Origin of the sequence: Alteromonas sp. CH_MED4-4, from assembly GCF_037029575.1 — a bacterium.
GTDB lineage: Bacteria > Pseudomonadota > Gammaproteobacteria > Enterobacterales > Alteromonadaceae > Alteromonas > Alteromonas macleodii.
Window position 1 is genome coordinate 1 of sequence record NZ_JAYMEU010000043.1, and the last position, 26,581, is coordinate 26,581.

General features: G+C 43.3%; 24 protein-coding genes. 10 read left to right on the forward strand and 14 right to left on the reverse strand.

Annotation, left to right across the window (positions count from 1 at the left end; translation table 11 throughout):
* The first annotated feature begins 412 nt into the window (after positions 1-412).
* Positions 413-877, forward strand: coding sequence for an RNA recognition motif domain-containing protein (locus WA381_RS19730; RefSeq protein ID WP_014950707.1), 465 nt, complete (start codon positions 413-415; stop codon positions 875-877).
* A 77-nt stretch (positions 878-954) separates the two neighbouring features.
* Here the strand turns inward: WA381_RS19730 and WA381_RS19735 are convergent, their stop codons facing one another.
* Entirely contained in the window at positions 955-2,268 is a 1,314-nt protein-coding gene (locus tag WA381_RS19735) for a DUF5610 domain-containing protein (protein WP_336182970.1), read from the reverse strand.
* Positions 2,269-2,444: 176 nt separating this feature from the next.
* Here WA381_RS19735 and trmA point away from each other — a divergent pair, with 176 nt between their 5' ends.
* Positions 2,445-3,542, forward strand: coding sequence for a tRNA (uridine(54)-C5)-methyltransferase TrmA (trmA, locus tag WA381_RS19740; protein WP_014977407.1), 1,098 nt, complete (start codon positions 2,445-2,447; stop codon positions 3,540-3,542).
* Between the two features lie 120 nt (positions 3,543-3,662).
* On the opposite strand, the gene fabR is transcribed toward trmA, so the two are convergent.
* On the reverse strand, positions 3,663-4,259 hold the full coding sequence (gene fabR, locus WA381_RS19745) for an HTH-type transcriptional repressor FabR (protein ID WP_014977408.1): 597 nt from the start codon (positions 4,257-4,259) through the stop codon (positions 3,663-3,665).
* A 341-nt stretch (positions 4,260-4,600) separates the two neighbouring features.
* Between fabR and WA381_RS19750 the strand changes: the two genes are divergently transcribed.
* Both WA381_RS19750 and sthA read left to right on the forward strand, forming a co-directional pair.
* Positions 4,601-5,728 carry an acyl-CoA desaturase gene (locus WA381_RS19750; protein WP_014950711.1) on the forward strand — a complete coding sequence of 376 codons (1,128 nt, stop codon included), beginning with the start codon at positions 4,601-4,603 and terminating at the stop codon, positions 5,726-5,728.
* Positions 5,729-5,907: 179 nt separating this feature from the next.
* Positions 5,908-7,329, forward strand: coding sequence for a Si-specific NAD(P)(+) transhydrogenase (sthA, locus tag WA381_RS19755; protein ID WP_014950712.1), 1,422 nt, complete (start codon positions 5,908-5,910; stop codon positions 7,327-7,329).
* A 56-nt stretch (positions 7,330-7,385) separates the two neighbouring features.
* Here the strand turns inward: sthA and WA381_RS19760 are convergent, their stop codons facing one another.
* A complete protein-coding gene (locus WA381_RS19760; RefSeq protein WP_014950713.1) occupies positions 7,386-7,691 on the reverse strand; it encodes a hypothetical protein in 306 nt (101 codons plus the stop codon).
* Positions 7,692-7,805: 114 nt separating this feature from the next.
* On the opposite strand from WA381_RS19760, the gene WA381_RS19765 reads away from it, so the two are divergent.
* On the forward strand, positions 7,806-8,384 hold the full coding sequence (locus tag WA381_RS19765) for a uracil-DNA glycosylase family protein (protein ID WP_044583769.1): 579 nt from the start codon (positions 7,806-7,808) through the stop codon (positions 8,382-8,384).
* Here the strand turns inward: WA381_RS19765 and WA381_RS19770 are convergent.
* Positions 8,381-10,606: a bifunctional diguanylate cyclase/phosphodiesterase gene (locus tag WA381_RS19770; protein ID WP_014977410.1), complete on the reverse strand. Its 2,226-nt coding sequence runs from the start codon at positions 10,604-10,606 to the stop codon at positions 8,381-8,383. The genes WA381_RS19765 and WA381_RS19770 overlap by 4 nt on opposite strands.
* 214 nt (positions 10,607-10,820) lie before the next feature.
* On the opposite strand from WA381_RS19770, the gene WA381_RS19775 reads away from it, so the two are divergent.
* Entirely contained in the window at positions 10,821-11,657 is an 837-nt protein-coding gene (locus tag WA381_RS19775) for a TIGR03899 family protein (RefSeq protein WP_014977411.1), read from the forward strand.
* On the opposite strand, the gene WA381_RS19780 is transcribed toward WA381_RS19775, so the two are convergent.
* From WA381_RS19780 to dusA, 10 genes are all read right to left on the reverse strand, one after another.
* Positions 11,654-12,400 carry a phosphoadenylyl-sulfate reductase gene (locus WA381_RS19780; RefSeq protein ID WP_014950717.1) on the reverse strand — a complete coding sequence of 249 codons (747 nt, stop codon included), beginning with the start codon at positions 12,398-12,400 and terminating at the stop codon, positions 11,654-11,656. The two genes, WA381_RS19775 and WA381_RS19780, sit on opposite strands and share 4 nt — an antisense overlap.
* On the reverse strand, positions 12,390-14,111 hold the full coding sequence (gene cysI / locus WA381_RS19785) for an assimilatory sulfite reductase (NADPH) hemoprotein subunit (RefSeq protein ID WP_014977412.1): 1,722 nt from the start codon (positions 14,109-14,111) through the stop codon (positions 12,390-12,392). Before cysI ends, WA381_RS19780 begins: the two co-directional genes overlap by 11 nt.
* Positions 14,111-15,934 (reverse strand): assimilatory sulfite reductase (NADPH) flavoprotein subunit, encoded by a 1,824-nt coding sequence (locus tag WA381_RS19790; RefSeq protein ID WP_014977413.1) that lies wholly within the window; start codon positions 15,932-15,934, stop codon positions 14,111-14,113. Before WA381_RS19790 ends, cysI begins: the two co-directional genes overlap by 1 nt.
* A gap of 198 nt (positions 15,935-16,132) precedes the next feature.
* Positions 16,133-16,888 carry a TIGR04219 family outer membrane beta-barrel protein gene (locus WA381_RS19795; RefSeq protein WP_014950720.1) on the reverse strand — a complete coding sequence of 252 codons (756 nt, stop codon included), beginning with the start codon at positions 16,886-16,888 and terminating at the stop codon, positions 16,133-16,135.
* A gap of 3 nt (positions 16,889-16,891) precedes the next feature.
* Positions 16,892-17,884, reverse strand: coding sequence for a DUF2333 family protein (locus WA381_RS19800; protein WP_014977414.1), 993 nt, complete (start codon positions 17,882-17,884; stop codon positions 16,892-16,894).
* Between the two features lie 154 nt (positions 17,885-18,038).
* Positions 18,039-18,401: a hypothetical protein gene (locus tag WA381_RS19805; RefSeq protein WP_014977415.1), complete on the reverse strand. Its 363-nt coding sequence runs from the start codon at positions 18,399-18,401 to the stop codon at positions 18,039-18,041.
* Positions 18,401-18,601 (reverse strand): PspC domain-containing protein, encoded by a 201-nt coding sequence (locus WA381_RS19810; protein WP_014950723.1) that lies wholly within the window; start codon positions 18,599-18,601, stop codon positions 18,401-18,403. Before WA381_RS19810 ends, WA381_RS19805 begins: the two co-directional genes overlap by 1 nt.
* Before the next feature lie 61 nt (positions 18,602-18,662).
* Positions 18,663-19,331 (reverse strand): phage shock protein PspA, encoded by a 669-nt coding sequence (gene pspA, locus WA381_RS19815; RefSeq protein ID WP_156086943.1) that lies wholly within the window; start codon positions 19,329-19,331, stop codon positions 18,663-18,665.
* Positions 19,332-19,663: 332 nt separating this feature from the next.
* Positions 19,664-19,951, reverse strand: coding sequence for a hypothetical protein (locus tag WA381_RS19820; RefSeq protein WP_014977416.1), 288 nt, complete (start codon positions 19,949-19,951; stop codon positions 19,664-19,666).
* 192 nt (positions 19,952-20,143) lie between these two features.
* Complete coding sequence (gene dusA / locus WA381_RS19825) at positions 20,144-21,118, reverse strand: tRNA dihydrouridine(20/20a) synthase DusA (RefSeq protein WP_207198733.1); 975 nt, start codon at positions 21,116-21,118, stop codon at positions 20,144-20,146.
* 414 nt (positions 21,119-21,532) lie between these two features.
* Between dusA and WA381_RS19830 the strand changes: the two genes are divergently transcribed.
* Genes WA381_RS19830 through WA381_RS19845 form a run of 4 tightly spaced genes read left to right on the forward strand, consistent with a single transcriptional unit; the run spans position 21,533 to position 26,482 of the window.
* Positions 21,533-22,084, forward strand: coding sequence for a hypothetical protein (locus WA381_RS19830; RefSeq protein WP_014950727.1), 552 nt, complete (start codon positions 21,533-21,535; stop codon positions 22,082-22,084).
* A 3-nt stretch (positions 22,085-22,087) separates the two neighbouring features.
* Positions 22,088-23,854, forward strand: a complete 1,767-nt coding sequence (locus tag WA381_RS19835) for an OmpA family protein (RefSeq protein WP_014977418.1) — start codon at positions 22,088-22,090, stop codon at positions 23,852-23,854.
* Positions 23,855-23,866: 12 nt separating this feature from the next.
* Complete coding sequence (locus tag WA381_RS19840) at positions 23,867-24,352, forward strand: Rab family GTPase (protein ID WP_014977419.1); 486 nt, start codon at positions 23,867-23,869, stop codon at positions 24,350-24,352.
* A 9-nt stretch (positions 24,353-24,361) separates the two neighbouring features.
* Positions 24,362-26,482, forward strand: coding sequence for a putative bifunctional diguanylate cyclase/phosphodiesterase (locus WA381_RS19845; protein ID WP_014977420.1), 2,121 nt, complete (start codon positions 24,362-24,364; stop codon positions 26,480-26,482).
* The last annotated feature ends 99 nt before the right edge of the window (positions 26,483-26,581 follow it).

Sequence of the window (26,581 nt, forward strand, 5' to 3'; positions counted from 1 at the left end):
TGTCTAAATTTTTAAAGAACATTCACTTGAAGCCGTTGCTTCTTAGTGACTCACCCTGTTCGAGTGAGGTGCGCATTTTACATCGTTTATTTTCGATGTCAACCATGTTTTTAAACTTTTTCTTTGTTTGAAAACTTGGTTTCGCACTTGTTGCTAAGTTGGCTTTGTTTTTCTCGAAGCCCCCTCAGAACGTGGAGCGCATTATAGATACCTCTTGTGAAAGATCAACACTTAAATTGGATTTTTTTGCTTTTTAAGCCACTTTTGGTATTAACCGCTCATTTCTGCATCATTTCTAGCGACTCAATCCATCTTTAGACTAGTTTTTTCACATTTTATTGTTCAATTTGTTACAAATGAGTAAACTATATACAGCCTCCAACACCATAATAAACAATAGAAAGGTAGGTATATGAAAGTAGGCTTTATTCAATGCGCTGTTATTAGCGCTATTTTTGCAATTGCAGGTTACTTGTTATTTTCTTCTGCTAGTTTAAACGTCCATGTTCCACTGACCGTCTCAGCAGCTCTGCTGATCAGCGGTATCGTTACTCCTTGGCTAGCGTCTCTTATTCAAAGTCCATCTTCCTCAGATGCCAGAGCACATTCTAATGACGGATCAGTAGAAACTTTATATGTGGGTAATTTGCCTTATAGAGCAAACGAGAACGCAGTAAAGGAATACTTCAGTAGCTTTATTGAAGTACAGTCGGTTCGCTTAATGAAGGACCGTAAAACTGGAAAAAGAAAAGGATACGGTTTTATCGAAGTTGTAACTGACGACTTAAACAGCGTTATCGATAAAACTAACGACTCAATCTTCCAGGAGCGAACCCTAAAAGTTCGCCCTGCAAAGGACAAAGTCGAACACGCGTAATTCTACGTACGGTTTAAAGGCTATAAAAAAGCCCGGTTAGCTCTCGCTACCGGGCTTTTATATTAATAAATAGTTAGTTATTCACTTGTCTCAGCAGATTGAGGAAGTCCATTAAGTAACGTTTGATTGAAAGCGTGAAACCTATTTATAGCAGATACAAGATCTGGCACCTGCACGTCTTTCATCTCATTAATCAACCCACCTATTAAGGTATTATAGTCTTCGTTACTTTCTAACGTACTTTCGGCATTTGCAAAAGTATCCATCATCTTTTCTAGATATTGCGCTATAGGGCTAACCACATTTCCAAACTTCGAATTATCGCTTTTGTCTTCATTGTAATGTTGGATGTTCTCATACGTCTTTAGTACTTCGGTCTGTGTTGTTCTATTTAACTGTAACGCGTAGCCAACTAACTCTTTATCGTCAAAGCCTAAACTTAACGCTTCTTCAAATGCTTTGTCGATGTCACCACTGTAAAAGGTGTCGGCGAGATCCTGAACTTGACCAACCAAATCAGCTATCGACTCTAACTCATCTTCATCAAGCTCGCCTTTCAATGAAAAGCTAATACCGCTTCGCTCATAGTATTGGAACGAAGTTTGTTGTTGGTATGACGCTGAAAAATTGTTTTCGCTTTGCTCGCCACTACCGCCTGATTGCTCCTGAGATGCCTGCGCTTGGAAATTAAGTTGTTGAGACGCTTGGAACGAGCGAAGACTCTCAAAACTAAAACTCACTTCGTCGCCATCTTTAGTTCGAATCAGCAAGCTTCCGCTTTTCTCATCCGATGCAGCTACCGCGTTTAAGGATGAAAGCGTTACAGCGTTCGGCTGCTGGCGACCAAATATGTCAGTTTCCAGATCGTTTATTCCTGTATCGATGAGATCGCGGCTTTTTGTCATCCCTTGCTCAATCTCTTCATTCATAAAACCAGCGAGGTCTTTTTCAGCCATAGCGAATCCACGGCTTACACCTTCTCTCGCTTGGCTAAATAAGCCATTAAGCTTTTCTTCGCTGGCACCACCGTTTGCCGCACCTCTAATGACGCCACCTACGAACTTAAGTACGTTTCTGGCAACTTTTTCAAAGTCGAACAAACTGTTCGACTTATCTTCAATGGTTTTCTCTTTGGCTTCTTGTGGCTTTTGGCCATCTATAACTAACGCTTGGTTAAGGCTGCTACTCATCACACGTAAGCCGATGCTAGTTTGGCTACTGGAAACAGATACTGATGCCGCTTGTTGTTTAGAAAACTCAGCCGCTTGCTGCAATCCGTCTTGCTGTAACTGCTTTTTCAACATTTCGTTCGGGTGAACTGATGCCTTTTGATCTGCTTTTTGATCGACCTTCTGGTCGCCCATAAAAGCCTTAATTTGACCCACGTTCATAATTTGATCCTCACTATCCTCAATCTTATTATCGGCAAAGAATCAGTATTGTTTAATTTTAATACAGCTTTTTTTACTGGGTCGTTCCTAATAATAATGCAGAAGTAGATAGCGCTTGTTGCAGTTATTTTATAAGGGACTACAATTCGCGACCTCAACATTGAATGGAGAATTTTATGACCGCGACCGAACAACAACGCTATCAAGCTCAGTTGGACGAAAAAGTAGAACGTCTTACTGCGTTACTTTCTCCGTTCAATGCGCCTGACTTAACCGTATTTCCATCGCAACCAACACACTACCGTATGCGCGCCGAATTTAGAGTATGGCATGAGGGCGATGATTTGTTTCACATCATGTTCAACCAGGAAACAAAAGAAAAGTATCGCGTAGATAGCTTTCCTCCTGCTTGTAAAGCAATAAACGATGCTATGGCGCTGTTGTTAAAAGAAGTAAGACCAAATGAAGCGCTAAGAAAGAAGCTTTTTCAAATCGATTATCTTTCTGCACTATCTGGCGAGCTTGTCATCAGCCTTTTATACCATCGTCAACTAGATGAGAAGTGGCAAGAGGCTGCAAAAGAATTAAAGGCGAAACTCGAGGCTCACTTTCCGAAAGTAAACATCATCGGCCGTGCGAGAAAACAAAAGCTTATTATCGACAACGATTTTGTTATTGAGCGCTTACCCGTTAATGGCAAAGAATTCATATTTAAGCACATCGAAAATAGCTTCACTCAGCCCAATGCCGAAGTGAACTGTAGCATGATTGAATGGGCACTAGATTGCGTAAAGCCGCTCTCTGGCGATTTACTGGAGATGTATTGCGGTGCAGGTAACTTCTCACTGCCGCTAGCGCTTCACTTCGATAATGTTGTGGGGACCGAAATAGCCAAGCCCTCTGTACAAGCTGCGCAGTTTAATATTGAACAAAATCAGCTTAATAATGTGAAGATCGTAAGACTCGCCGCTGAAGAATTCACTCAGGCTATGAAAGGTGAACGTACGTTTAGTCGCTTAGAAGGCATTGATCTAAGTACATATAATTTCACAACTGTATTGGTCGATCCACCAAGAGCTGGGTTGGATGAAGACTCGCTTAGAATGATTCAGGATTACGATAATATCGTGTATATCTCGTGTAACCCTGAAACGTTGGCGCAAAATCTTGAGCTTTTAAGTGAAACTCACGACGTTGCTCAATCAGCACTATTCGATCAATTCCCGTTTACTCATCACATTGAGGCTGGCGTTTTACTTACACGCAAAAGCTAGTTTTGGTACAAATTGACAAGGCCTTTGGAGTCACAAAGGCCTATGAAGACGTATTAGAATAAGGTGGCTTTGATTAGAGCAAACGATGAGGACTTAAAAGGCCAATCGCCACTAATTCAATTATACGCTTTTTTGCGTTGCACCTACTTGAACGAAGCGAAGCTGTGCTTTCACCCTCTCACCAATTTCGCGGCGAAGCTTATCATCAGCTTCTAGTGCTTCAGCACCTGCACTGAATACGAGCCTTACCATAGCATCAGCTTGAAGCTGCGCGCATGCGTATTCTACGCCCTGCTGTTCAATAATGTAGTCGGTCAACTCGTCGATGAAGTGTTGAATCTCTCTAAATACTGCCAACCGATAAGCCGACGACGTACCAGTATGCTCGCGTAATAATAAACGAAATACGTTTGTATTTGCCGCAATAAATTCCATGAAGGTTTCAACAGAAGTATGTATTACGCCACCTCCAGAGGCTATACGCCGCCTTGCCTGACGCATAAGCTGCCGCAATGCTAAACCGGCTTCATCCACCAGCGTTAAACCCAATTCGTCCATATCTTTGAAGTGCCGATAAAAAGACGTAGGTGCTATACCTGCCTCTCGGGCAACTTCACGCAAGCTGATTGCCGATAAGCTGCGATTTTCATCGAGCAAAGAAAACGCAGCATGAATGATATTTTGGCGGGTTTTTAATTTCTGTTCTTGTCGACTCACATTCGCACCATAGGTTGATTAGCTCTGAACGGCTTGATGATTTTTAGCGCTTGGGGTTGAAGCCCTTACGTCATCTGTATAGCCATTAACGCAATCAAACTTCGTACATCAAAGACTAGCATGTGTAGTTTATCGCAACACACACCAGTGGGGAAAGAGAAACAGAATCATCTCTTTTATAAACAAGCATTAAGCAGAAAAAGCCACAATTAACGAGCGCTTCAGCGTAGCTTTACTATAATTAAACTTTACACATGTAAGCAGAACTAATCTGGGTTTTGCTTGCCTGAAGCCTCGTAAAACGATAAATTAGCGAACAGTTGTAAGCCAAGTTGTATAAAATGAAAAAACCTCCTCTTATCCTTACTAATGTGCTGGTATTTATTATATCTGGCGCCATTGCGTTTATTGGTGTGCCGCTATGGGTGGCGTATCAAGGCATCGATTGGGCAGAAATCGGTGCGGCTATATTCCTATTTTACTTTACCGGTATGTCTATAACTGCCGGCTATCACCGCTTATGGTCGCATAAAACTTACGACGCCAATGTGGTAGTTCGTGTGATCCTTGCGATTGGTGGCGCTATGGCGCTGCAAAATAGTATTTTGCACTGGTCGTCAGATCATCGCGTTCATCATCGTCATGTTGATGATAACGACAAAGACCCCTACTCTGCGAAGAAGGGGCTTTGGTTTGCGCATATCGGCTGGATGTTGCGTGAGTATCAGGCCAAACGTTACGATGACTACAGTAACTGTAAAGATCTTCAAAAAGATAAAGTGGTGATGTGGCAGCATAACTACTATTTGCCCATCGTGCTGGCGGCCAACTTTGGTATCACAGGTCTTCTGGGCTATTTAAATGGTGACGTATTAGGCATGATCTTGGTAGCCGGTGTACTTCGCCTGGTGCTAGTGCATCACGTAACCTTCTTTATCAATTCGCTTGCTCATTTTTGGGGTAGCCAGCCTTACACCGATAAAAACACAGCACGAGATAACGGTATTCTTGCGTTTTTTACCTTTGGTGAAGGTTATCACAATTACCATCACATCTTTGAGTACGACTATCGTAATGGCATTCGCTGGTATCAGTTTGATCCTACAAAATGGCTTATTAAGGGGTTATCACTGGTAGGACTGACATCCAACCTTCGCAAAGTGCCAGAAGAGCGCATCGAGAAAGCGTTAGCAGCAATGCAGCTGCAAAGAGCAAGTGAAAAAGTATCGCTACTGCCTAATGCTGAAGAAATGATGCATACCATTCAAGAAGAATACGACTTGTTAATGCAGCGCATGAGTGAATACTACGCCACGAAAAAACGTGTTATGCGCGTTAAACAACGCACCCTAAAGCGCAGTATCGAAGGGCTTGAGCTTGCATACAAGTACAAAGAGCTGAAACACGCATTTGCTGTACAGAAAGAGAAATGGACACAGTTACATAGTTTGTCATTGCAAATGGCGTAAATTAACGCCCTCTTTTATACGTTTGAACGCTAAAAACCACATAAGTGTCTGCTTATGTGGTTTTTTTTTATTCTATAGTTGGATAAGGTCGTTATACTAAAACCAGAATCATTCATTTTGTATTACGGCTAACCTAGTGGTGACATCGCATTACAAAAGTAACAACATGGGAAAGTAAGATGGCAACGAAGCAAAAAACCAAAGCCCCGTCGTATCATTACGACGCTATCGTTATTGGCACAGGTCCTGGTGGAGAAGGCGTTGCAATGCAGCTTGCCAAAGCCGGAAAAAAAGTGGCGGTTGTTGAGCGCTACGAGGCAGTGGGAGGGGGTTGTACCCATTGGGGAACCATTCCATCGAAAGCGCTTCGTCACTCAGTAAGTCGTCTTATTGAATATAACTCTTCTCCCTTGTTTGCCGACAACCACTTAAGTAAGAGTCTTACGTTTTCTGACATCATGCGCCATGCTAGCGGTGTGGTAAAAAGCCAAACTCGACTTCGCTCTTCTTTCTACGACAGAAATCGTGTGACGCTATTTCACGGCGAAGCCAGTTTCGTAGATGCGCATACGTTAGAGATAACCCGTAAAGATGGCTCTAAAGATACTGTCACTGCGGGCCAAATTGCTATTGCCACAGGGTCGCGTCCTTATTGTCCTAAAGACATCGACTTTAATCACCCGCGTATTTATAACTCAGACACTATCCTATCTTTAGATCACGATCCCAAATCAATAATTATTTATGGCGCTGGGGTCATTGGCTCTGAATATGCCAGTATTTTCAGAGGACTAGGCGTAAAAGTTGACCTCGTTAACATGCGCGATCGCTTACTGTCATTTCTTGATGACGAGATATCAGACGCACTCAGTTATCACCTGTGGAACAATGGCGTACTCATCCGGCACAATGAAGCCTATTCTTCGGTTGAAGCTACCGATGACTCGGTTATTTTAAACTTAGAGTCGGGCAAGCGTATGCGCGCAGATTGTCTCTTGTTTGCTAACGGAAGAACGGGTAATACAGATACACTTAAACTCGAGAATATTGGTTTAAAAGCCGATGGCAGAGGCCAACTCAAGGTTAACGAAAATTATCAAACTGACGTAGACAATGTATTTGCAGTCGGCGATGTCATTGGCTATCCAAGTTTAGCATCTGCGGCTTATAACCAAGGTCGCTTTGCCGCTGAAGCTATGCTTGGCATAAAAACACATTCGGCATTAGTAGAAGATATTCCGTCAGGCATATACACCATCCCAGAAATAAGTTCTGTTGGTAAAACAGAGCAAGAGCTTACTGCAGCAAAAGTGCCTTATGAAGTGGGAAGAGCTCAGTTCAAACATTTGGCCAGAGCCCAAATCGCGTCAACGCAGACAGGAAGTCTGAAAATCTTGTTTCATCGCGAAACTAAAGAAATCTTGGGCATTCATTGTTTCGGTGAACGTGCCTCCGAGATTGTTCACATCGGCCAAGCGATCATGCAGCAAAAGGGCGAAGGCAATACCATAGATTACTTCGTTAACACTACGTTTAACTATCCAACCATGGCAGAAGCTTATCGAGTTGCTGCTATTAATGGACTTAATAGAATTTTCTAACGGACACAAAAAAGCCGGCGAGATTGTCGCCGGCTTAATATGCGTTAACTAAGAAATTAGTTACGGTTCGCAGCAAGCGCGTTAAGCGAATCTTTATGTGCTACGATGTCGATGTGCATATTTTCTTGATCGAACGTCATTGTTGCAATGGCGTAGTCACCCTGACTATCGCTTGCAATGTCGATCAACTTTGCTTGTGCATCACGGAAACGAATGTTATTGCCGATTTTGTCAGACATACATTGGTTATTCATTTCGAATGTTTTCGCATCCATGCAATCGAAAAGCTGGTTATCACCAGATTCCGCATGCGCAATACCAAAGGCCGCTGATAGAGCTAGGGTTAGTACTACTTTACGCATGTTTCTTCTCCTGTGTTACAGTCTACTACTGTCACTATTAAACATACTGTATATACATAAGATAGTCAAACTGAGATCATAGTTTTGTGACAAAAGTATGACAAAGAGAAATATTTGGAGAAAAATGTGAAAGGCCACGATGCACTGGTGGTTAAAGCGAGAAATTGTAGACTGTGTGCCCCTCACCTACCGCATCAACCCAACCCCATATTTAGCACTGCACCATCAACTAAAGTGCTTATTATTGGGCAAGCACCGGGGTTGAAAGCTCATGAACGCAACATTGCGTTTGATGATCCCAGCGGAGATCGGTTACGCGATTGGTTGTCTGTCTCGAGAGAGACCTTTTATAACCCTAGCTTAATTTCGGTGCTGCCAATGGGCTTCTGCTTTCCAGGTTATAAAAATGGAGCCGATGCCCTGCCAAGAAAAGAATGTGCTCCCGCTTGGCATAATGACTTTCTTCTTCATTTAAAACCTAAAGTAACGCTTTACGTGGGACGTTACTCGCAACAGTATTATTTACCGCAACACAAAACGTTAACTGAAGCTGTACGCAGTCCGACTGAAACACATTTCGTACTGCCCCACCCGTCAGGAAGAAACAACAGGTGGCTCGCTAAAAACCCTTGGTTTGAATTAGATATCCTTCCCAAGTTGCGAGACACTGTCGAATCTGTATTAAAAGTTTAGTCGTGCTCTTCCAGAAACGCTAAAAGCGCATCGAACGGCATAGGCTTCGCGTACAAGTAGCCCTGTGCTTCGTCACATCCAAGCTTTATCATGTAACTCGCCTGCTCTCTTTTTTCTACGCCTTCGGCAATAGTCAATAAGCCTAGCTTGTTACCCAAAGTCACAATGGTCTCAGCAAGCACTGCGCTTGCACCCGGTTTTATGTCTTTGACAAAAGAACGATCGACCTTCAATCGATCTAACGGGAGCTGCTGTAGATAACTCATGGAGGAAAAGCCTGTTCCAAAGTCATCAATGGCTATTTTCACCCCAAATTCTTTTAACGAACGCAATGCATCTATTACAATTTGCGGCTCATCCATCACCACGCTTTCTGTTATTTCTAGCTCTAAAAGGCTTGGGTCGCAGTTGGCGTTAGATAGTGCCTGCTTAACTTTTTCTACAAATAACCTGTCGCGGAACTGCGGAATAGAGATGTTAACGGCAACTCTTAGATGGCCGTAGCCTTTTTCTTTCAATTCCTGAAGACGACGGCATGATTCTTCTAATACCCATTCACCGATATCAACGATAAGACCTGAATACTCAGCAAGTGGCACAAATACGGCGGGAGAAATATATCCCCCTTCATCATTGGGCCAGCGTAGTAAGCCTTCCATGCCAACAACTTTTTCATTCAGTAAGTCCACTTGCGGCTGAAACCACAGCTCCAGCTTTCTTGCTGCAAAGTCGCTTCGGAGTTGGCGAATCATATCTAGGCGCCAAGTCGTCTGATCTTCAATATCTTTGGCGTAATATTCGAAGTTATCTGTCAGGTTTTTCTTAGCACGGTTTAACGCAATATTCGTGCGCTTTAAAATCTCAATGCCGATGTGGCGTTTATTGTCTAACTTGCACAATCCAAGTGTTATATTCACCGGAAGGGTGTGATCACCTACCTGAAATGAAGATTGGAAAATGTTGTTAATGGACTTGGGGCATACCAAATCGTCAGGACCAATAAGACCAAATACATCGGCACCTATGCGGCCTTTTTTCACTATGCTATCGAAAGAAGATTGAAAGCGATCGCTTATAGCTCGCAACAATTCGTTGCCGACTTCTTGCCCTAAGCCATCATTTATATCGGAAAAGTGATTTACGTCGATAAGGGCTACGCTATAGTTTTCTCCGGCAAACAAATGAGGTTTATCGAGCATATTGATAAACTCATTGCGGTTTGGCAGACGGGTTAACCAGTCTCTGAACGCCGCATTTCTCAATTCATGGAAAAGATTAACGTTTTCGTATCCCACTGAAATACTGGATAGAAAAACCTCAAGCAAGTGCTTGTCTAGCTCACTAATCTCGTGGGTTTGTCGAACAAATACGGCAGCTTCAAAACCAGCGCGGCTGATATACAGCACAGAGCAACTGGGCTCAAAAATGTGCTTTTTAAGACGTAGGCAACGACTAATGTTTTCTTCAATTTCAAGGTTTTTAAGCGTGAACACAGGCTGGTTTATAAATTTCGCATACTCACCCGCAGCGCCAAGCACGTAAACCTCTTCGTCCTCTCGATCTAGCAAAGAACCCGCTCTCGCGCATAATAAACCTTCGGAGTCTAAACCAATAAGCGAACTGATTTGGGTAACTACACCTTCGCAAAACTCTTTCACCGAATGTTCTTCAAACAAGTTGGCTGAAGAGGTGATTATTTTTTCTAAACCAGCACGGCTTTGACTAATCGTTACAATTTGCTGATAAGAGCGTAGTGAGGAAATGATAGTAGTTAGTAATTTGGCGCGAGTAAGTTCTGTTTTGGTTTTATAGTCATTGATATCGTAAACTTTAATGACTTGCTCTTCAGGCGCGTAGCCGGGCTGGCCCGTACGTAAGATAATTCGAGGTTCTACTAACTTCATGTCCTCGCGGATGTATTTAACAACATCAAAACCCGCGTCATCAGTCTCCATAACTACATCAAGTAAAATTATGGCAATGCTGTTGCCATATTCGTGCAGCATTTCTTTGGCTTGTTTTGCTGAATAAGCGTGGATGAAGTTTAATTTGCGATCGTTTACGATGAGATCAGATAGCGCGAGACGCGTTACGGTGTGAATCTCTTCATCGTCATCGACAATAAGAATGTTCCAGTCTTTGCCCAATAAGGTTTGCTCTTCAACTGAACCATCATCATCTAAAAAAATTAATTCGTCGTTATCGTAATCCATTGCCGACATTACCGCTCATTTCCTCGATACAAACAAAACAAGAATGCGCTACTCATTGTATTAAGGCAACGATTACATTGATAAATGGGTTACGCAATGCAATAGTGCTCTCATGTTACATGCCATTTTACATTCGATCATTTAAGCATTTATGAAGATTACATCCCAGCACTTTTCCCCTGAGGTAAAAAAACCACAGGAAACGGAAGAGAAGACTGTAAAGGTGACAGCCGAATCGCCTGCGGCTGAAAAAGCGGCCAGCAACGCAGTGAAAACCGATGCTAGTCGCCAACGCATGCTTTCCTGGTTTGCCAGAGTGGGTATAAGCCCCTCTATGATGTCCCCTGATCCTAAAAAGCAAAAGCATGCACTAGAAAGAAGAAAACAAATATTAGAAACCCAAAAAGCAAGCAATCTTCAAGCTGTATTAAATATAGCATTAAATGTGACGATCAACGAACAAACTAGCGATAATCTTGATCCCGACTGGTTTTTCGCATTTAGTACCATGGCTGAGGAAATTTACAGCCCGCCCATGCAGGAATTATGGGGAAAGATTTTTGCCGTTGAGGTGGCTCGCCCGGGCAGTTTTTCCCTTCGTACATTGCAGTTATTAAAGACGCTAACGCATAGGGATGCACAAGTATTCAATAAGGCTGTGAATGTTGCGAGTAGAAGAAATAACGATGCGGTCCCGCGTATTCTTGTGGGGTATCACAAACGCAAAGGCTTGCTTTCACTATTGAGACGCCCTGTTCCTGAGCAAATTAACTTAGCCAACGTAGGGTTGAGTTACCCTGATCTGTTGTCTTTGCAAGAGATGAAGTTGATTTATACCAGCGAAATTGAAAGCGCCGAATACAATGAAGGTCAGCAAGTAACCTGGCGATGCGTAAATGAAAATATTTCATTAACCAGTAAAACGTCTGGGGTTGCATTGGTGTATTACAAGTTCACTTCGGTTGGCAGTGAGCTGTATAAATTAGTGACTAAATCGCCTAATGAAGCGTATTTAACCAGCATTAAGTCGGTGTTAGGCGAGGTATTTAACGTAAGTTAAATACCGTCACCAAATTCGTGCAATCCACACTCGCGTTTCAAACCAAAGAAGCGCGTGTCTTGCTCACTCATTCCTTCTTGGAGCGACTGCGTGGTATGCCAATCACCGATGGATACATACCCTTGCTCCCAAAGCGGATGATAAGACAAGTCGTTATCTTTCAGGTAGTAATGTAAGTCTTTGTTGCTCCAATCAATGATCGGGTAAAGTTTAAACTGCTGCCCTACTTTTTGTAGAACTGGAAGCTTTCCCCTAGTATCTGATTGGCTTCTACGCAAACCTGCAAACCACGTACCTGCTTTCAGGTCACGTAAGGCGCGCTGCATTGGCTCAACTTTGTTCATCTTATTGTATTTCTCAATACCTTCGATGCCTTGTTCCCAAAGTCTGCCAAAGCGCGCTTCCTGCCACGCAGAAGACATCTCTGCGCTGTACACATGCAAATTTAGATTGAGCTTTTCTACAAGTTCATCAATAAACTTATATGTCTCAGGAAAAAGATAGCCTGTGTCGGTAAGCACAACAGGAATATCCGGTTGTGCTTGGGTAAGCATATGCAGCATAACCGCCGATTGTGCTCCAAAGCTTGAAGACACAATATGAGTATCAGGCAAGTTGTCCAGCGCCCAAGCTACTCGCTCCTGCGCTGTCATTTTCTCTAACGTTTCATTGATATCAGCAAGGGCTTCCTTACTGATATCAAGCGTTAGTGGTTGCTGCTTAATCGCTGTATTATTCGTCATAGAAATCCCGTGCGGAGTCTACTACTGGTTTTACAACACCAGCGCGAACAACATAATCACCAAAGGCTTCACCCGCTTCACGATCTTTGGCCCACTGGCCAAACAGTGAATCTAGTTCTGCCATGATTTCCTGTTCGCTTATGTTTTCTCGATACATACGTGGAATACGTGTACCTTCTCGGTTTCCACCCAAATGCAAATTGTATTTGCCTGGGCCCTTACCTACTAAGCCAACCTCAGACAACATCGCGCGACCACAGCCATTCGGGCAGCCTGTTACACGGAAGATTACGCTGTCTTCTTCCAATCCGTGTTTGGCAAGCAAACCTTCTAGCTCCGTAACGGCATCCGGCAAGTAGCGCTCAGCTTCTGCCATGGCTAACGGACAGGTTGGCAATGCAACACAGGCCATTGAGTCAAGTCGCTGGTTAGAAATCGATGGCGCTATTAAGCCATGTTCGCGGGCTAATGCTTCAATTTTGTCTTTGTCTTGCGGCGCTACACCGGCAATAATCAAATTCTGGTTTGCCGTTAAGCGGAAATCACCTTTGTGGATCTTCGCAATTTCGGCACAGCCTGTTTTTAGCGTTTTACCTGGGTAATCTAAAATACGGCCGTTCTCAATAAATACGGTCAGGTGATATTTACCGTCAATACCTTCAACCCAGCCAAAGCGATCGCCACGTCCCGTAAATTCATACGCACGGCTGTCTTGGAAAGTCACGCCTGCGCGTTTTTCAACTTCAGCCTTAAAGTTGTCTACCCCAACACGCTCTAACGTATATTTGGTTTTCGCGTTCTTACGATTAACACGGTTCCCCCAATCACGCTGAGTTGTTACAACCGCTGCGGCAACGTCTAGCGTGCTTTCAAGCGGAATAAATCCGAAATCAGAGGCTTTACGCGGGTACGTGCTCTTGTCGCCGTGAGTCATTGCAAGACCACCACCGACAAGTACGTTAAAGCCAACTAGCTGTCCATTTTCAGCAATCGCAACAAAGTTAAGATCATTCGCGTGAACATCTACATCGTTTTGCGGAGGAATCACCACCGTCGTTTTAAACTTACGCGGTAAATAGTTATCACCCAAAATAGGCTCTACAGGCTTTTCAGTCGTTTCGACTTTTTCACCGTCTAACCAAATTTCAGCATACGCGCGGGTTTTAGGTAGTAAGTGTTCACTTATCTTCTTCGCCCATTCAAATGCCTGAAGGTGAAGCTCAGATTCAACCGGATTTGACGTACATAGTACGTTTCGGTTTACGTCGCCTGCCGTAGCAATAGAGTCGATGCCTACCTTGTTTAGCATTTGGTGCATGGACTTAATCTTAGGCTTTAACACACCGTGAAACTGGAAAGTTTGACGGGTTGTTAAACGAATGCTGCCGTACATGGTGTGATCGGCTGCAAACTTATCAATCGCTAACCATTGGTCAGGCGTAATAACACCACCAGGTAAACGGGCACGCAACATCACATTGTGAAGCGGCTCAAGTTTCTGCTTTGCACGCTCAGCGCGAATATCACGATCGTCTTGTTGGTACATACCGTGAAAGCGAATAAGCTGGAAGTTATCAGCGGTGAAACCACCAGTAAGATTATCTTTAAGATCGGTAGTGATGGTGCCACGCAAATTATTACTTTCACGCTTTAAACGCTCGTTGTCAGCCAGTTTGCCCTCAACGATAAATGGTGATTTTTCGTTACTCATTAATAGACATCCTTCTGATAACGTTTCGCTTTACGTAACTCTACAACATAGGCTTTTGCATCGGCTTCAGATTTACCGCCGTGCTCTTGCACAATACTAATTAGGGCGTTCTCTACATCTTTCGCCATGTGCATTGCATCGCCACACACATAGAAGTGTGCGCCCTGCTCTAGCCATTCATACACCTCTTTACCGTTTTCTAGTAAACGGTGCTGAACATATACTTTTTCTTCTTGGTCACGAGAAAATGCCAGCGTAATTTTGTCTAGCAGGCCTTCTTTAACGTAGCCTTGCCATTCCACTTGATATAGAAAATCTTGCGTGAAATGTGGGTTGCCAAAGAACAACCAGTTTTTGCCTTCTGCGCCTTGTACGTCACGCTCTTGCATGAACGATCTAAACGGTGCAATACCCGTACCCGGACCGACCATGATCACTGGCGTATTTGGATCAGCGGGCAAACGGAAGTTATCGTTACTTTCTACGAACACTTCTACGTCGCCATTTTCTTCTAGATATTCACACAAAAAGCCAGATGCGCCGCCTTGATGACGATGTCCAAACGCTTCATAGTCAACGTGAGCTACGGTTAAATGTACTTCTTCTTCCACTTCGGCTTGGCTTGATGCTATCGAGTACAAGCGAGGCGTTAGCGGTCGCAAAGCATCTACAAGCTGTTGTTCAGACAACTTACCCGGATGGTCGCGCACAATATCAATAATTTGACGTTCGGCCATGTAGGTACGCAGCTGCGCTTTATCTTCCATCAATTTAGCCAATGATTCAGAGCCTGTCGCCTCTTGATATGACTTAATGAAATTAGGGTAACTTAAAGTTAATTCAAGCTTCGACGTTAATGCTTCGGTGAGTGACATGGTCGCGTCAGCCACAGACACTTCTGTATTGCCGTTTAGTGACAAGATACTAATAAGCTCTGACACTAGAGATGCTGCATTTTTAAACCATACACCAAGCGCATCACCTGGCTTATAGGTAATTCCGCTATCTTCAAGGCTTATTTCAATATGGCGTATATCTTTAACAGAATCACGACCTGTGATTTTTTGTGCGTCAATTAAGGTCGCTTTAAACGGAGCTTTTTTGGTGTAAGTTTGCGCTGCTACACCCTGCACTGCCGCGCCAGTTTGCGCCGCTACCGCTGCTTGCGGAGCTGCACTGAAATCGTCTTTTAGCGAGTCGATGAGCTTGCTCAGCCATGCTTCGGCTTCCGTTTCATAATCAACGTCGCAATCTAGTCTCTCAACAATGGCTTTGCCGCCAAGCTTACCTAAGCGTTCATCAAAGTCTTTACCCGTTTGGCAGAAAAACTCGTAACTACTGTCACCTAAACCCAAAACTGCATATTTGGTATTAGCAAGCTTCGGGGCTTTTTTGCCAGCCAAGAATTCATGTAGCTCAATAGCATCGTCTGGTGCATCACCTTCACCATGGGTACTAACAAATACCGCAACGTGAGTTTCTGCTTTCAAGTTACGTGGCTTGTAATCTGCCATGCTAACCAGCTTGCTATTAAAGCCCGCTTCTTCTGCTTTCGCTTGACACTGCGCTGCAACACCTTTGGCATTACCGGTTTGTGAACCGTACAAAATAGTAAGCGTTGGCGCGTCACCCGCTACTGCAGAAGTGCCTTGCATCATTGGTGCAACCGAACCACCTTGTGCAGCAGCCATGCCCGCAGCATAACCACTTACCCAAGTAAGTTGATCACGATTTAAGCCTGCAATGGCTTGCGTTATTGCATTCCACTGCTGTTCGTTTAATACCGCGCCTGGCGCTGAGTTCGAATTAGAATCTTGTGACATAGTCTTTTAGCCTTTTATCAATGGCGCTAAGGCTAACGGCTTTCTTCAAGAAGAGAAAAGAATAAATGAAACTTTTTTATTACTGAAAGTGCTAATGACTGTGCGAATAGGTAATAACACAATTGAATTTGGGCGAGAAGCAATAAAAAGGGCGAGGCTGCAATCGCAGCCCCGCCCTTTAAAATCCGTATTTGAGGCTTAGAAGTGAAGTTCTAGCCCTGCGAATACACCATCAAATTCCATGTCAGCGTACACATCATCAAGGTCTTCAATATCTACCGTTACATTTCTGTAACCCACCTGAAGCGTCATATCAACCGCTAAACTTTCAATAAACGAGTACTGAATTGCAGCTTGATAATCACTAAGCTCATGGTCGTCGAACGACAAATAGCTTCCTTCAAAGTATGCTGATAAACCTGTAAACGGTAAACCTAGCTGAACCTTTGAGTAAGCCATTGGAACAATACCAGAGAATTCTGCAGATCCGCTTGTGTCACTCGCTCTATCCACAACGAACAGTGCGCCGTCGATGTACTTCGCATTAACACCTAAGTCAAAGCTCACCAGATCGTTATCAAATAACTCGTAGTACAAAATGAAATCTGTAGCATCAAGCTCTACATCTGTATTAACCGTGGTGCTTTCAGTAAACAGTTCGCCGTCAAAAGTGAATTCAGACTGAAGCGTTGTGGTGCCCGAGTTATCTAATGTCGTGTGATTTACTTTTACATTAGGTAAAAACGGTACAGGATGCTCAAAGGCAATGTATAGCGCCGTATTGGTCTCATCATCAAAGTTAAAGTCAGCGGTGTTGTTGCTATCAGCAAAACCGCCCTGCGTGTCGGTTTGCCATACTTGGGCTCCAACATATACGCCTGCGATAGTGTCTGCATGAGATGAAACTGAAACTAATGCGCATCCCAATGCGGCAGCTATAAGACCCTTTTTCATTAATTATCCTTGATTAAGAAGTTCTGAAAGTTCAATTAAAGCAGCGTTTGCACGAGAAATATAGTTTGCCATTACCAAAGAATGGTTCGCTAACATGCCAAATCCACTACCATTTAAAATCATTGGACTGAATACCGACTGCTGTGTCGCTTCCAGTTCACGAATAATTTGCTGAAGACTAACCAATGCATTCTTATCTTCCAATACGTCGTAAAATTCAATTTCCACGGCTTTTAGAAAGTGAAGTAAAGCCCACGTAGCACCGCGTGCCTCATAGAAATTATCGTCTAGTTTCCACCAACTCGTTTTAACTACACGCTGGCTGGCTACAGGAGAAGACTGCTTTGCATTCGAGTCACCCGCCAGATCAGTGTTCAATCTAGCCGATCCTACGCTGGCACTAAGTCTTTGTGAATAACTGCCCAACCGTTTTTCTACCTGTTTCAACCATTCGCGCAAGTTGTCTGCGCGAGTATAAAACTGACTGTCGGTGTTTCGGGTATTCGCTAGCTCGTCACGGTATTTTTTTAGAAGCTCTATACCGTCAGAGTAACTCGATTCAGAAGAAGGCAACGCCCAGCTTTTGTGATCCATATTAAACTTAGGGTGAGCTTTTGTAAGGTATGGATTTTCAATAGACTGGGATTGAGAGCGGCTGAAGTCTTTACGCATAGAGAGTGCAAGGTCTCGCACCATTTCCAGCGCACCGAATTCCCATGCGGGCATGTTATCTAAAAAGATGCCAGGAGGCGTAATGTCGTTAGAAAGATATCCACCAGGCTTATCAAGTAAGGTTTCCGACACATCAATCATGGTTGTTGTTAATGTGTAACCCGCAATATTAGCTGGATTCTCAACAGGCGAGTTTTGCTTTAAACGTTGTCTAACATCAAACGTGTCTGGGGATAGGCTCCAATACCATCCTATTAGCCAGAAAAGTAAAACTATCACTACAGCGACAATCGCTATCCGTTTTGAGTTAATAGATTGTCTCATATAACACCAACCTTCCTTTTAAATAACAAATAGCCGACGGAGGTCAGCTATTTGTAGTCTTAATACTATGTGAAAAATGCGAAACCTTTGTGACGGTCGTCTTTATATCACCATCTTTTACTACGTTAACACAACTTAAATAAAATTATGATGATTATACATTATGGTGCATATTTCGGTCATTTTGCTGCTTATAAGCGGCAGAGTTTCGATTTTTCAAAGCATATAGCGCTATCGCGATAAGTATAATTGGCCAAAATGCACTTACTCCCACCACTAATAATGCTAAAAATCCTGCGCCCAGCGCTAAAAGAATTGTGCCCATAACGCTTACAGCAACAACAAAACCAACGATAGCGAGGACTACGCCGACTAGCGATAACACTGCTACGTTTTCCCAAGGACTTAGCAATTCATCTGACATGATTAAGTGCATACCCAACCAGCTATCTACTAAGCTGCCTAAACAATTCACCAAAATAATGGCGATGACCAATGCAATCAGAAAGTTCTTCATTACACTAATCTCGGTAATAAGATAACGGCTGCAATATAAGCCACTAGCGTAATAGGCGTAGCGATGAACAAGCCTGCTACAGCTGCCGCTCTAACCCATACTGCATCTATATCAAAATAACGTGCAACTCCTGCACACACACCTGAAATGATTCCAGAATCAAGGTCTCTATAAATTCGTTTTTGTGATGGTACTTTCATCATCTTCTCCAAAAATGCTTACTTCGATATCTACAATGCGGGCTGCGGCTCTCAAGGTCGCCTACGCGACCTTCTTCTTCTTAAGTTCAGCCAATTCCTTTTCGATAGCTTCATCTGCTTCCATTGCATCGAACTCGGCCTGCAGTGACGTTGCTTCATTCGACTTTGTTAGGTCGTACGCATCAACTTGCGCTTCTAGATGATCAATGCGCTGCTCGTAACTCTCAAAGCGCATCATGGCATCATCAATTTTTCCTTCGTGATCAGCTTGCTTCACTTTTAAGCGTGTTTGCGCTGAATGCTTGCATTGAACCAGCGTTTTTTGCTTGGCTTTTGCTTCGGCTAACTTACTGTTCAGACGCGCAGTATCGCCTTGGATTTTTTCGATACTTTCTGCAATATGCGCTTCTTGTTCTTCAAGAGAAGCTAGCTTTGCAACATACTTTTGTTTTTCGATTAGTGCGGCTTTAGCCAATGACTCTTTGTCATTATTCATTGCGATCTGTGCTTTGTGCTGCCACCCTTCCACTTCTTTGTTTGCTGATGCCATATGGCGTGCAAGGGTTTTCTGCTGAGCAATAAAGCGCGCTGCATCAGTGCGAACCTCAACTAAGGTTTCTTCCATTTCTTGAATAATCAAACGAATGATTTTTTCAGGATCTTCCGCTTTATCTAACATTGCGTTGATGTTTGCTTGAACAATATCGTTAATGCGCGAAAACATACCCATGATTATTTCTCCGTTAAAAGTAGTGTTGTGGTTTCCAGCACTTATTCTTAGTTACGCTGACCGCTGGTTACCGCTGACTGAGTTCTCCTCAACACTCTAACTATTACAATCACCGTGCCATTTATTTAAAGCACTGTTTTCAAAGGACTTTAATTTAATTCCGGAAATCACCAACTGTTCAACAAGCGACCAAATACAATTTTTTAGCGTATTTAACCAATAGATTTGTTAATTTGACCAACCCTGTTTTTTGCGTTTTTAATGTCTAAGTCACTGTGCTACACGCACAAAAAAAGCGCCTTTCGGCGCTTTTGCTATATACCAATATCGAATTAGTCGGCATCTTGTTCTGTAGAACTACCTTCAGACGGGGTAGCAACAACTAAATCAGTCACGCTGACCTTACCACTTCCGCGCATTTCTTGTGGGCTTAGCTCAAAGTGATACGTTGCGTTTGCTACTGCTTGGTACACGTCAGCCTTAATTTCCTGTGATGTGGTAGCCACTGCGTTTGAAACCACATTAGTTAAAAACGTTTGAAGCACTGACTCTTCTGCATTTGCTACGCTGCTTGCCATGCTTGCTGTCAGTAAAGTTGCTGCGATTAGTGAAGTTTTCATAATTTCCCTCTGAAGTTAGTCAGTGCAACAACAAGCCGTTGTTGCGATACTTAGAGGATTGCGAGAGCTGTGCCAACTCCTTTAAAAACACTTAAGGCATTGATATATATAAGTTTAAATAAAAAAGCTCGCGAGACAGCGAGCTTTTAAGAATTGAACAAATATTAAACTTTGGTCAAAATTACTAAATCGTTAGTCTTTTTGACTATTAAACGCGGCGACTTCCTTTTGTGCACTTTCTACAGCGTCTAGCGCATTTAGCAGCAGATTGGGATCTGGATTTTTTCCTGTTCCATTTTGGCTTAAGTATCTACGCCAAATACGTCCACCCGCTTGCCCTTGATAAAGACCCAAAATATGCCGAGCTGCATGCCAGGGTTTGAAATAGGGATCGTCTTGGCGTTCAATATACTGCTGCATTTTCAGCACAATTTCTCGGCGTGATATACTCTGAGCTTCAGTATCTCCGAAAATCTCTTTATCTACGGTAGCCATAATGTAAGGATTGGCGTAAACCTCACGCCCTACCATAACGCCATCAACAAGTTCTAGCTGTTGCTGGGTTTCTTCTAGCGTTTTAACCCCACCATTTATGCTAATAGATAATTCAGGGCGAGCCTGTTTAAGTCTATGAACCCGCGGATAGTTTAACGGCGGAATTTCGCGATTTTCTTTTGGGCTCAATCCCTGTAGCCACGCTTTCCTTGCGTGAACAATAAAGGTATCGCATCCGGCATCTGCCACGGTATCGATGAAACGAGCGAAGTCTTCATCTTCGTCCATATCATCAATGCCAATACGGCACTTTACCGTAACGGGAATATCTACCGCAGCCTGCATGGCTTTGACACAACTTGCTACCACCTCTGGCTGGGCCATCAAGCAGGCACCGAAGCTACCGTTCTTAACTCGATCACTTGGACAACCTACGTTTATGTTAACTTCATCATAACCGCGCGCTTGTGATAGCTCAGCACACTTGGCCATGTCAGACGGATCGCTTCCGCCCAGTTGAACAGCAACAGGATGTTCCTCTTGGTTGTAACCCAGATAGTCACCCTTGCCGTAAATGATCGCGCCTGTGGTTACCATTTCTGTATAGAGAAGTGTGTGCTTAGACATTAATCGTAAAAAGTAGCGACAATGGCGGTCTGTCCAATCCAGCATTGGAGCGACAGAGAATTTACGATTTAGTGGAGTGATAGACACGACAGGAACCTCAGACACAGTTATTACTTATATACCTCGCGTACGCGCGAGCGGCGTATAGTACCTATGTTCAATAAAAAAACAATGTCGCTTGCCATTATTTGATAGGCCTATTCCAGCCTTAAAAAACAGCTCAAATCGTAGAACGCATAAGTAAATCTTCATAGATTATTCAACTTACTGAAAAGATGGCGTTTTTTGTATAAGGATTTTTGTAGGTATTTGCCACTATTATGCTTTTAGCGTATTTCAAAGTTCACGATTAGCGGCTATTGTATAAAGTAATAACCATAATTATTAGCACAGACAAAAATGTGATTGCAGCTCATTAGCGTGTTCAACGCAAAGAACTGCGCCTTCCGGAGACATTTTATGGCGGACAAGAAGCCGAAGGATCAGCAAGCGCAAGACGTAACTCAAACTGAAGGCGCGCCCAAACCAGCAGACGAACTTGCTCAACTTAGAGAAATTTTGTTTGGTCAAACAAACCGTGCATTCCGTGCAGATCTTTCTGCGTTGGAGTCACGGGTTAACGACAGCTTCTCTAAACTGAATACGCATCTTGATAATCAGTTTAACGATATACGTAAGCTTATTGACCAACAGATCACAGAATTATCGAATCAGTTGGCCAGTGCTAACGACAACCACAGTAACGTGCAAGAGCAACTTCAAAACACCACTGACAAATTGCAAAGTGAATTGGAGATAGCGGAAACTGCTGCAAAGAATGACAACGATGCATTGGAAGCTCATGTGGTTAAAGAACTAGAGTCGCTTGATAATTTATTTAGTAAGCGTCACCAAGAGCTGCTAGAGAAGCTTCAGCAGGTAACCAGTGAGCTTTCAGAAAGTAAAACCGATAGAAAAACGTTGGCAAACTTACTTTCGACTATGGCCACCAACCTCGCTACAGATCATTAATTAATGACTGAAAAAGTGCCGCCGTCGGAGCTATCTGACAACTCTCTAGACAAAGTCAGAGAGCTACTCATTGGAAGGGACGACAAGTTCGTTCAAGAAAAGTTGAATCGCGATGCGAAAGGCATCGTGACAAACGTCGTTTCTGAAGCGCTCTTTGAACGCGAAACGAAGGACGGCTCAGTTAACAAAGTACTTGTTCCTCTTGTAGAGAAGTCGCTTCACCGCTCTATAGATGCTAATAGCGACAAGATTGTTGGTACACTTTATCCCTTGGTTGGCACGCTTGTAAGAAAGGCGGTATCTTCATTTCTTGTTGAGTTTGTCGAGCGCACTAACGCACTTATCGAAAACAGCTTAAGTCCCAAAAGCGTATCTTGGCGATTCAAAGCTTGGCAGTCCGGAGTCAGGTATTCTGAATTTGTCGCATCTCAAATTTACCAATACCAAGTCCAACAGCTGCTGGTCATTCATCGAGAGACCGGCACGTTACTTCACAGCATTTCTTCAGATCCTGATAAAGAAAAAGACGCAGACTTAATTTCGTCAATGCTAGTGGCCATTAATGACTTTGTGGCAGATGCATTTGGCGTTACCAGTAACGAGTCAGAAAACGAGCTCGGCGAGATAAAAACGGAAGACTTTACGCTGCTAATAAAAATTGGGCCACAAGCGCTGCTTGTTGCTGCGGTTACGGGCAGTATTCCTCCAGAGGTACGCGGAAAACTTCAACAGGCGTTGGAAGACTTTCATCAGTTTTATCAACAACCGTTGCTCACTTATGAAGGTGACAATGCGCCCTTCGACGGTTGCGAAACCATTCTTTCAGACTGCTTAATAAGCGAAAGAAAAGAGGGTGAAGGAAAAAAATCAAACCGATTAATAGGTGCACTAGTGCTTCTGGTGATTTTTTTCGCACTTGCAGTGCTGTCTTTTATGCGTTTGTCGCTAAGCATCTTAAAAAGCGACTTGCACGAGCTTCCCCCTCCACCTGGCATCATAGTAACTGATACTTATGTTTCCAATGGGAATGTGCACGCTAAAGTCCTTCGCGACCCAGTCGCTACCAGCATCGAACAATGGTTTAGCGATAATAACATCGATGCAGAAAGAGTTACTGTTATTGAAGAACCCTTTGTTTCTTTAAAACCAAGTGTGGTTGAACGCAAACTTGAAAAGCTCGTGAGCGACTATCCACTCAGCGAATCAGAAAGCCTATTAATTAAAAAAGGTGATGACCATAGCTTTATTATTTCAGGAACCGTATTCACCCCAACCGCAATTAACTTTACTCAGCAAATAAACGCTATTCCTGGTATTTCGACAGTTAACGTTGATACCACCGCGCTAAACGTCAAAGCAGCCTATCAAATTGACAATGCTGAGCTCCAGAAGGCCGCATTGAACCGACTAGTTAATAAGGTTTCCTCACAAAATGTACTTTTTGCTACTAACCAAGAAGCGCTTTCTGAAGTACAGTTAGCAAAATTAGAACCTCTGGCAAACGACATAAAACAATTGTTAACCCTTGCTGACAAGACAAAAACTGTTGTCAGTATTGTTGTAATGGGTGCCAGTGATAATTCAGGCTCAAGCGCACGAAATCGCGCATTGAGTCAAAAACGAGCAGAGAATGTTGTGAATTCATTAATTTCACTTGGCGTAGAAAGTGATATTCTTATACCTGTAAGCTTAGGAGAGCTACCATTGCAGAAAGCATCAATGGGGCGTTCAGTCATGTTAAACGTTTTAATATCCAGTGAGCAGCAGTAGGGAAGCTTTGCAGTGATACAGAAAAAAGTATGTATTTTAGGGCCCACTGGTGTTGGCAAAACAAGCCTGATAAAACAGTTCGTTGAAGGTATTTTCTCCGAAAAATACAAGACCACTATTGGCGTAAAAATAGACAAGAAACAAGTCAATAAAGACGGACGCGGCGTTCAGCTTCTAATTTGGGATTTAGAAGGTATCGACAGATACTGTGGCTTCAACCCTCGCTACCTTCGCGGCGCAAGCGCCTACATTATTGTAGTTGACCAAACTCGGTCTCAATCCTTGCTTGAAGGCATGGAAATTCTAGAACTCGCACGCGAACACTACCCCGATATCCCCGCATTTTTTGTTGTAAATAAAACCGATCTCCCCACAAGTTGGCACTGGAGTGAGGAAGAACTCAATTCTTACGCTCAAAAATTCGCTTCACTAACGAAGACCAGCGCAAAGACCGGCGAAAATGTAGAGAGTTTATTCAGTACAATTGCGTTTTGGTAGGAGATTGCCATGGATATTCATTTATTAAATGCATTGGGCATTACTAACTGCGCGCTATTTAGGTGTAACTCCGAAAGCGACATTGAATGCTTAACGCCAGAACTTCCATGGCTAGGAAATGTTGTTACGATTGACGAAAACAACAAACTGCAAAAGAAGCATATCCCCTCCATTTTTTTAGACGACTTTTTTCTCGATGCCGACGAAGTATGGAAAGGCGAAACGTCATTTACGCTTTCATCTGGCTTTTGGACGGAGCACAATGAGAGCCAAGTACTTCGCTTAGAAGCATTGGCAATTAATAGCGAATCGGGTTCTCGCTATCTGGTCGTTAAAAACGTAGAAGAGCAATTTGACGAAAAACGTAAAACGCTGCAAGCCGCGCGGGAATTATTGCTAAGCCATCACGAAATTGTAGGTCAGCATGAGTATATTAGGCACAAATTAAATGGTGTTTTACGCAAGAACACCCGACTTCAAAAGCTCGTTCCGCCCATTCAGCAAGCTATTCACAACCTGGAAACCGGCGTTGTCATTTTAGACGACAAAGGCGGATTGATATTGGACAACAAAGCGTCTCATAGATTGCTGCTGTGTAATAGCACAACGCCAAGCTCTATTCGCGTCAACGAGCTTCTTACTGATATTGATGCGCCGGCAACGTTTCTTCCCGCACTGGTGCAGCGAAAAGCCCCCTGGCAAGGGGAGCTTTATTGGCAACCTGTTGACGATTATGGTGTGTGGCTTCAGGTTACCATTCACCCTGTATTACAAGGGGATGAGTTAACCCATTGGGTTTACCTACTTACCGATATTACCCATATCCACAATAAAGAAGAGAGCGTATTGACTGCCAGTGGAATGGACTCGTTAACAAAGGTAGCCAATCGCAATTTGTTTACCGATACAGTAAGAAGACTGGTTCAGGAAGAAATCGCATTCAAGTTGTTCATCATAGATATATGCGACTTTAAAAAGATAAATGAATCACTTAGCTATCAGTCGGGTGACGAGATCCTTAAATCGTTCGCACTGCGACTGCAAACCTTTGTCGGCAACAGCGGGTTTATAGCGAGAATAGGCAGTAATGAGTTTGCATTGGTGAAACGTGAAGATACCTTTAACGAACTTACCAGTGCTGAGTATATTGAACAGCTAGTCAAAAAGCTCACTCAAACCTATACCGTTCTCAATGGCAGCGAGCCGAACTTAGGCATTAATATTGGCGAGGCAAACTTCCCCCGACACTGCCCGTCAACCGAATCACTTCTTCAATGTGCTGACATCGCCTTGCAGGCCGCTAAATACCAAGGTCGCAATGTGGTACTTACCTACAGTGAAGAACTGCACAAACAACATCATGCAATTAGCGAGCTTGAGAGTCAGCTACGTTCTGCCATCGAAAACAATGAACTCAAACTCTTTTTGCAGCCTATTGTCGATTTAGAGACTGGCAAAATTGTTAAATGCGAGGCATTGGCAAGATGGATAACGCCGGAAGGTAAGTTTATTTCCCCAGAAGTGTTCATTCCTCTTGCTGAAAAAAGTGAACTCATTTTCCCTTTCGGCGAGTGGCTTATCAATGAAGCTTGTGATGCTATAGAAGCGTTAAAGGCTTCTAATTTAGACATTAGGTTGGCCATTAATATCTCTGGCCGCCAAGTGTCAGATTTAGCACTACTAAACCAAATTAAAAACGCATTGGAAGATCACCAACTCCCCGGCTCAAACTTATCTATCGAGTTAACCGAAAGCGTGTTTGTGGAAAGCTTGGATACCGTTTCAGTATTACTCAACGAGCTTCGAGCAATGGGGATCACCGTGTCGATTGACGATTTCGGTACAGGTTTTAGTTCACTGGTGTATCTGAAGAAACTGCCTATCGATGAGCTTAAGATTGACCGTTCCTTTGTCAGTGAACTTGAGAAAAACACCGACGACCAAGCTATCGTTCAGGCTATTCTTGGACTGGCGAGCAACTTAAACATTAAGATTATTGCAGAAGGTATTGAAACCCAACAGCAGCAACAGTTTTTGCAAAATCATCGGTGTGCTTATGGTCAGGGTTACTTATATCAGCGCCCCGTTGCCATACCTGAATTTATAACTTTAGCGCAAAAGCTAAAGTAAGCTTAAGCAAAGCTTCATCAGCCTGACCCGTCCTAAGATAGGTTGACAGTTATTAGGCCAGCTCTCGAAGCTGGCCTTTTCTATTATGCACTGCGTTAG

Excerpts from the sequence above, each read along its gene's own strand:
- WA381_RS19730 (WP_014950707.1), top strand. The coding sequence starts at position 413 with ATGAAAGTAGGCTTTATTCAATGCGCTGTTATTAGCGCTATTTTTGCA.
- WA381_RS19735 (WP_336182970.1), bottom strand. The coding sequence starts at position 2,268 with ATGAACGTGGGTCAAATTAAGGCTTTTATGGGCGACCAGAAGGTCGAT.
- trmA (WP_014977407.1), top strand. The coding sequence starts at position 2,445 with ATGACCGCGACCGAACAACAACGCTATCAAGCTCAGTTGGACGAAAAA.
- WA381_RS19750 (WP_014950711.1), top strand. The coding sequence starts at position 4,601 with ATGAAAAAACCTCCTCTTATCCTTACTAATGTGCTGGTATTTATTATA.
- sthA (WP_014950712.1), top strand. The coding sequence starts at position 5,908 with ATGGCAACGAAGCAAAAAACCAAAGCCCCGTCGTATCATTACGACGCT.
- WA381_RS19760 (WP_014950713.1), bottom strand. The coding sequence starts at position 7,691 with ATGCGTAAAGTAGTACTAACCCTAGCTCTATCAGCGGCCTTTGGTATT.
- WA381_RS19770 (WP_014977410.1), bottom strand. The coding sequence starts at position 10,606 with ATGTCGGCAATGGATTACGATAACGACGAATTAATTTTTTTAGATGAT.
- WA381_RS19780 (WP_014950717.1), bottom strand. The coding sequence starts at position 12,400 with ATGACGAATAATACAGCGATTAAGCAGCAACCACTAACGCTTGATATC.
- cysI (WP_014977412.1), bottom strand. The coding sequence starts at position 14,111 with ATGAGTAACGAAAAATCACCATTTATCGTTGAGGGCAAACTGGCTGAC.
- WA381_RS19790 (WP_014977413.1), bottom strand. The coding sequence starts at position 15,934 with ATGTCACAAGATTCTAATTCGAACTCAGCGCCAGGCGCGGTATTAAAC.
- WA381_RS19795 (WP_014950720.1), bottom strand. The coding sequence starts at position 16,888 with ATGAAAAAGGGTCTTATAGCTGCCGCATTGGGATGCGCATTAGTTTCA.
- WA381_RS19800 (WP_014977414.1), bottom strand. The coding sequence starts at position 17,884 with ATGAGACAATCTATTAACTCAAAACGGATAGCGATTGTCGCTGTAGTG.
- WA381_RS19805 (WP_014977415.1), bottom strand. The coding sequence starts at position 18,401 with ATGAAGAACTTTCTGATTGCATTGGTCATCGCCATTATTTTGGTGAAT.
- WA381_RS19810 (WP_014950723.1), bottom strand. The coding sequence starts at position 18,601 with ATGAAAGTACCATCACAAAAACGAATTTATAGAGACCTTGATTCTGGA.
- pspA (WP_156086943.1), bottom strand. The coding sequence starts at position 19,331 with ATGGGTATGTTTTCGCGCATTAACGATATTGTTCAAGCAAACATCAAC.
- WA381_RS19820 (WP_014977416.1), bottom strand. The coding sequence starts at position 19,951 with ATGAAAACTTCACTAATCGCAGCAACTTTACTGACAGCAAGCATGGCA.
- dusA (WP_207198733.1), bottom strand. The coding sequence starts at position 21,118 with ATGCTGGATTGGACAGACCGCCATTGTCGCTACTTTTTACGATTAATG.
- WA381_RS19830 (WP_014950727.1), top strand. The coding sequence starts at position 21,533 with ATGGCGGACAAGAAGCCGAAGGATCAGCAAGCGCAAGACGTAACTCAA.
- WA381_RS19835 (WP_014977418.1), top strand. The coding sequence starts at position 22,088 with ATGACTGAAAAAGTGCCGCCGTCGGAGCTATCTGACAACTCTCTAGAC.
- WA381_RS19845 (WP_014977420.1), top strand. The coding sequence starts at position 24,362 with ATGGATATTCATTTATTAAATGCATTGGGCATTACTAACTGCGCGCTA.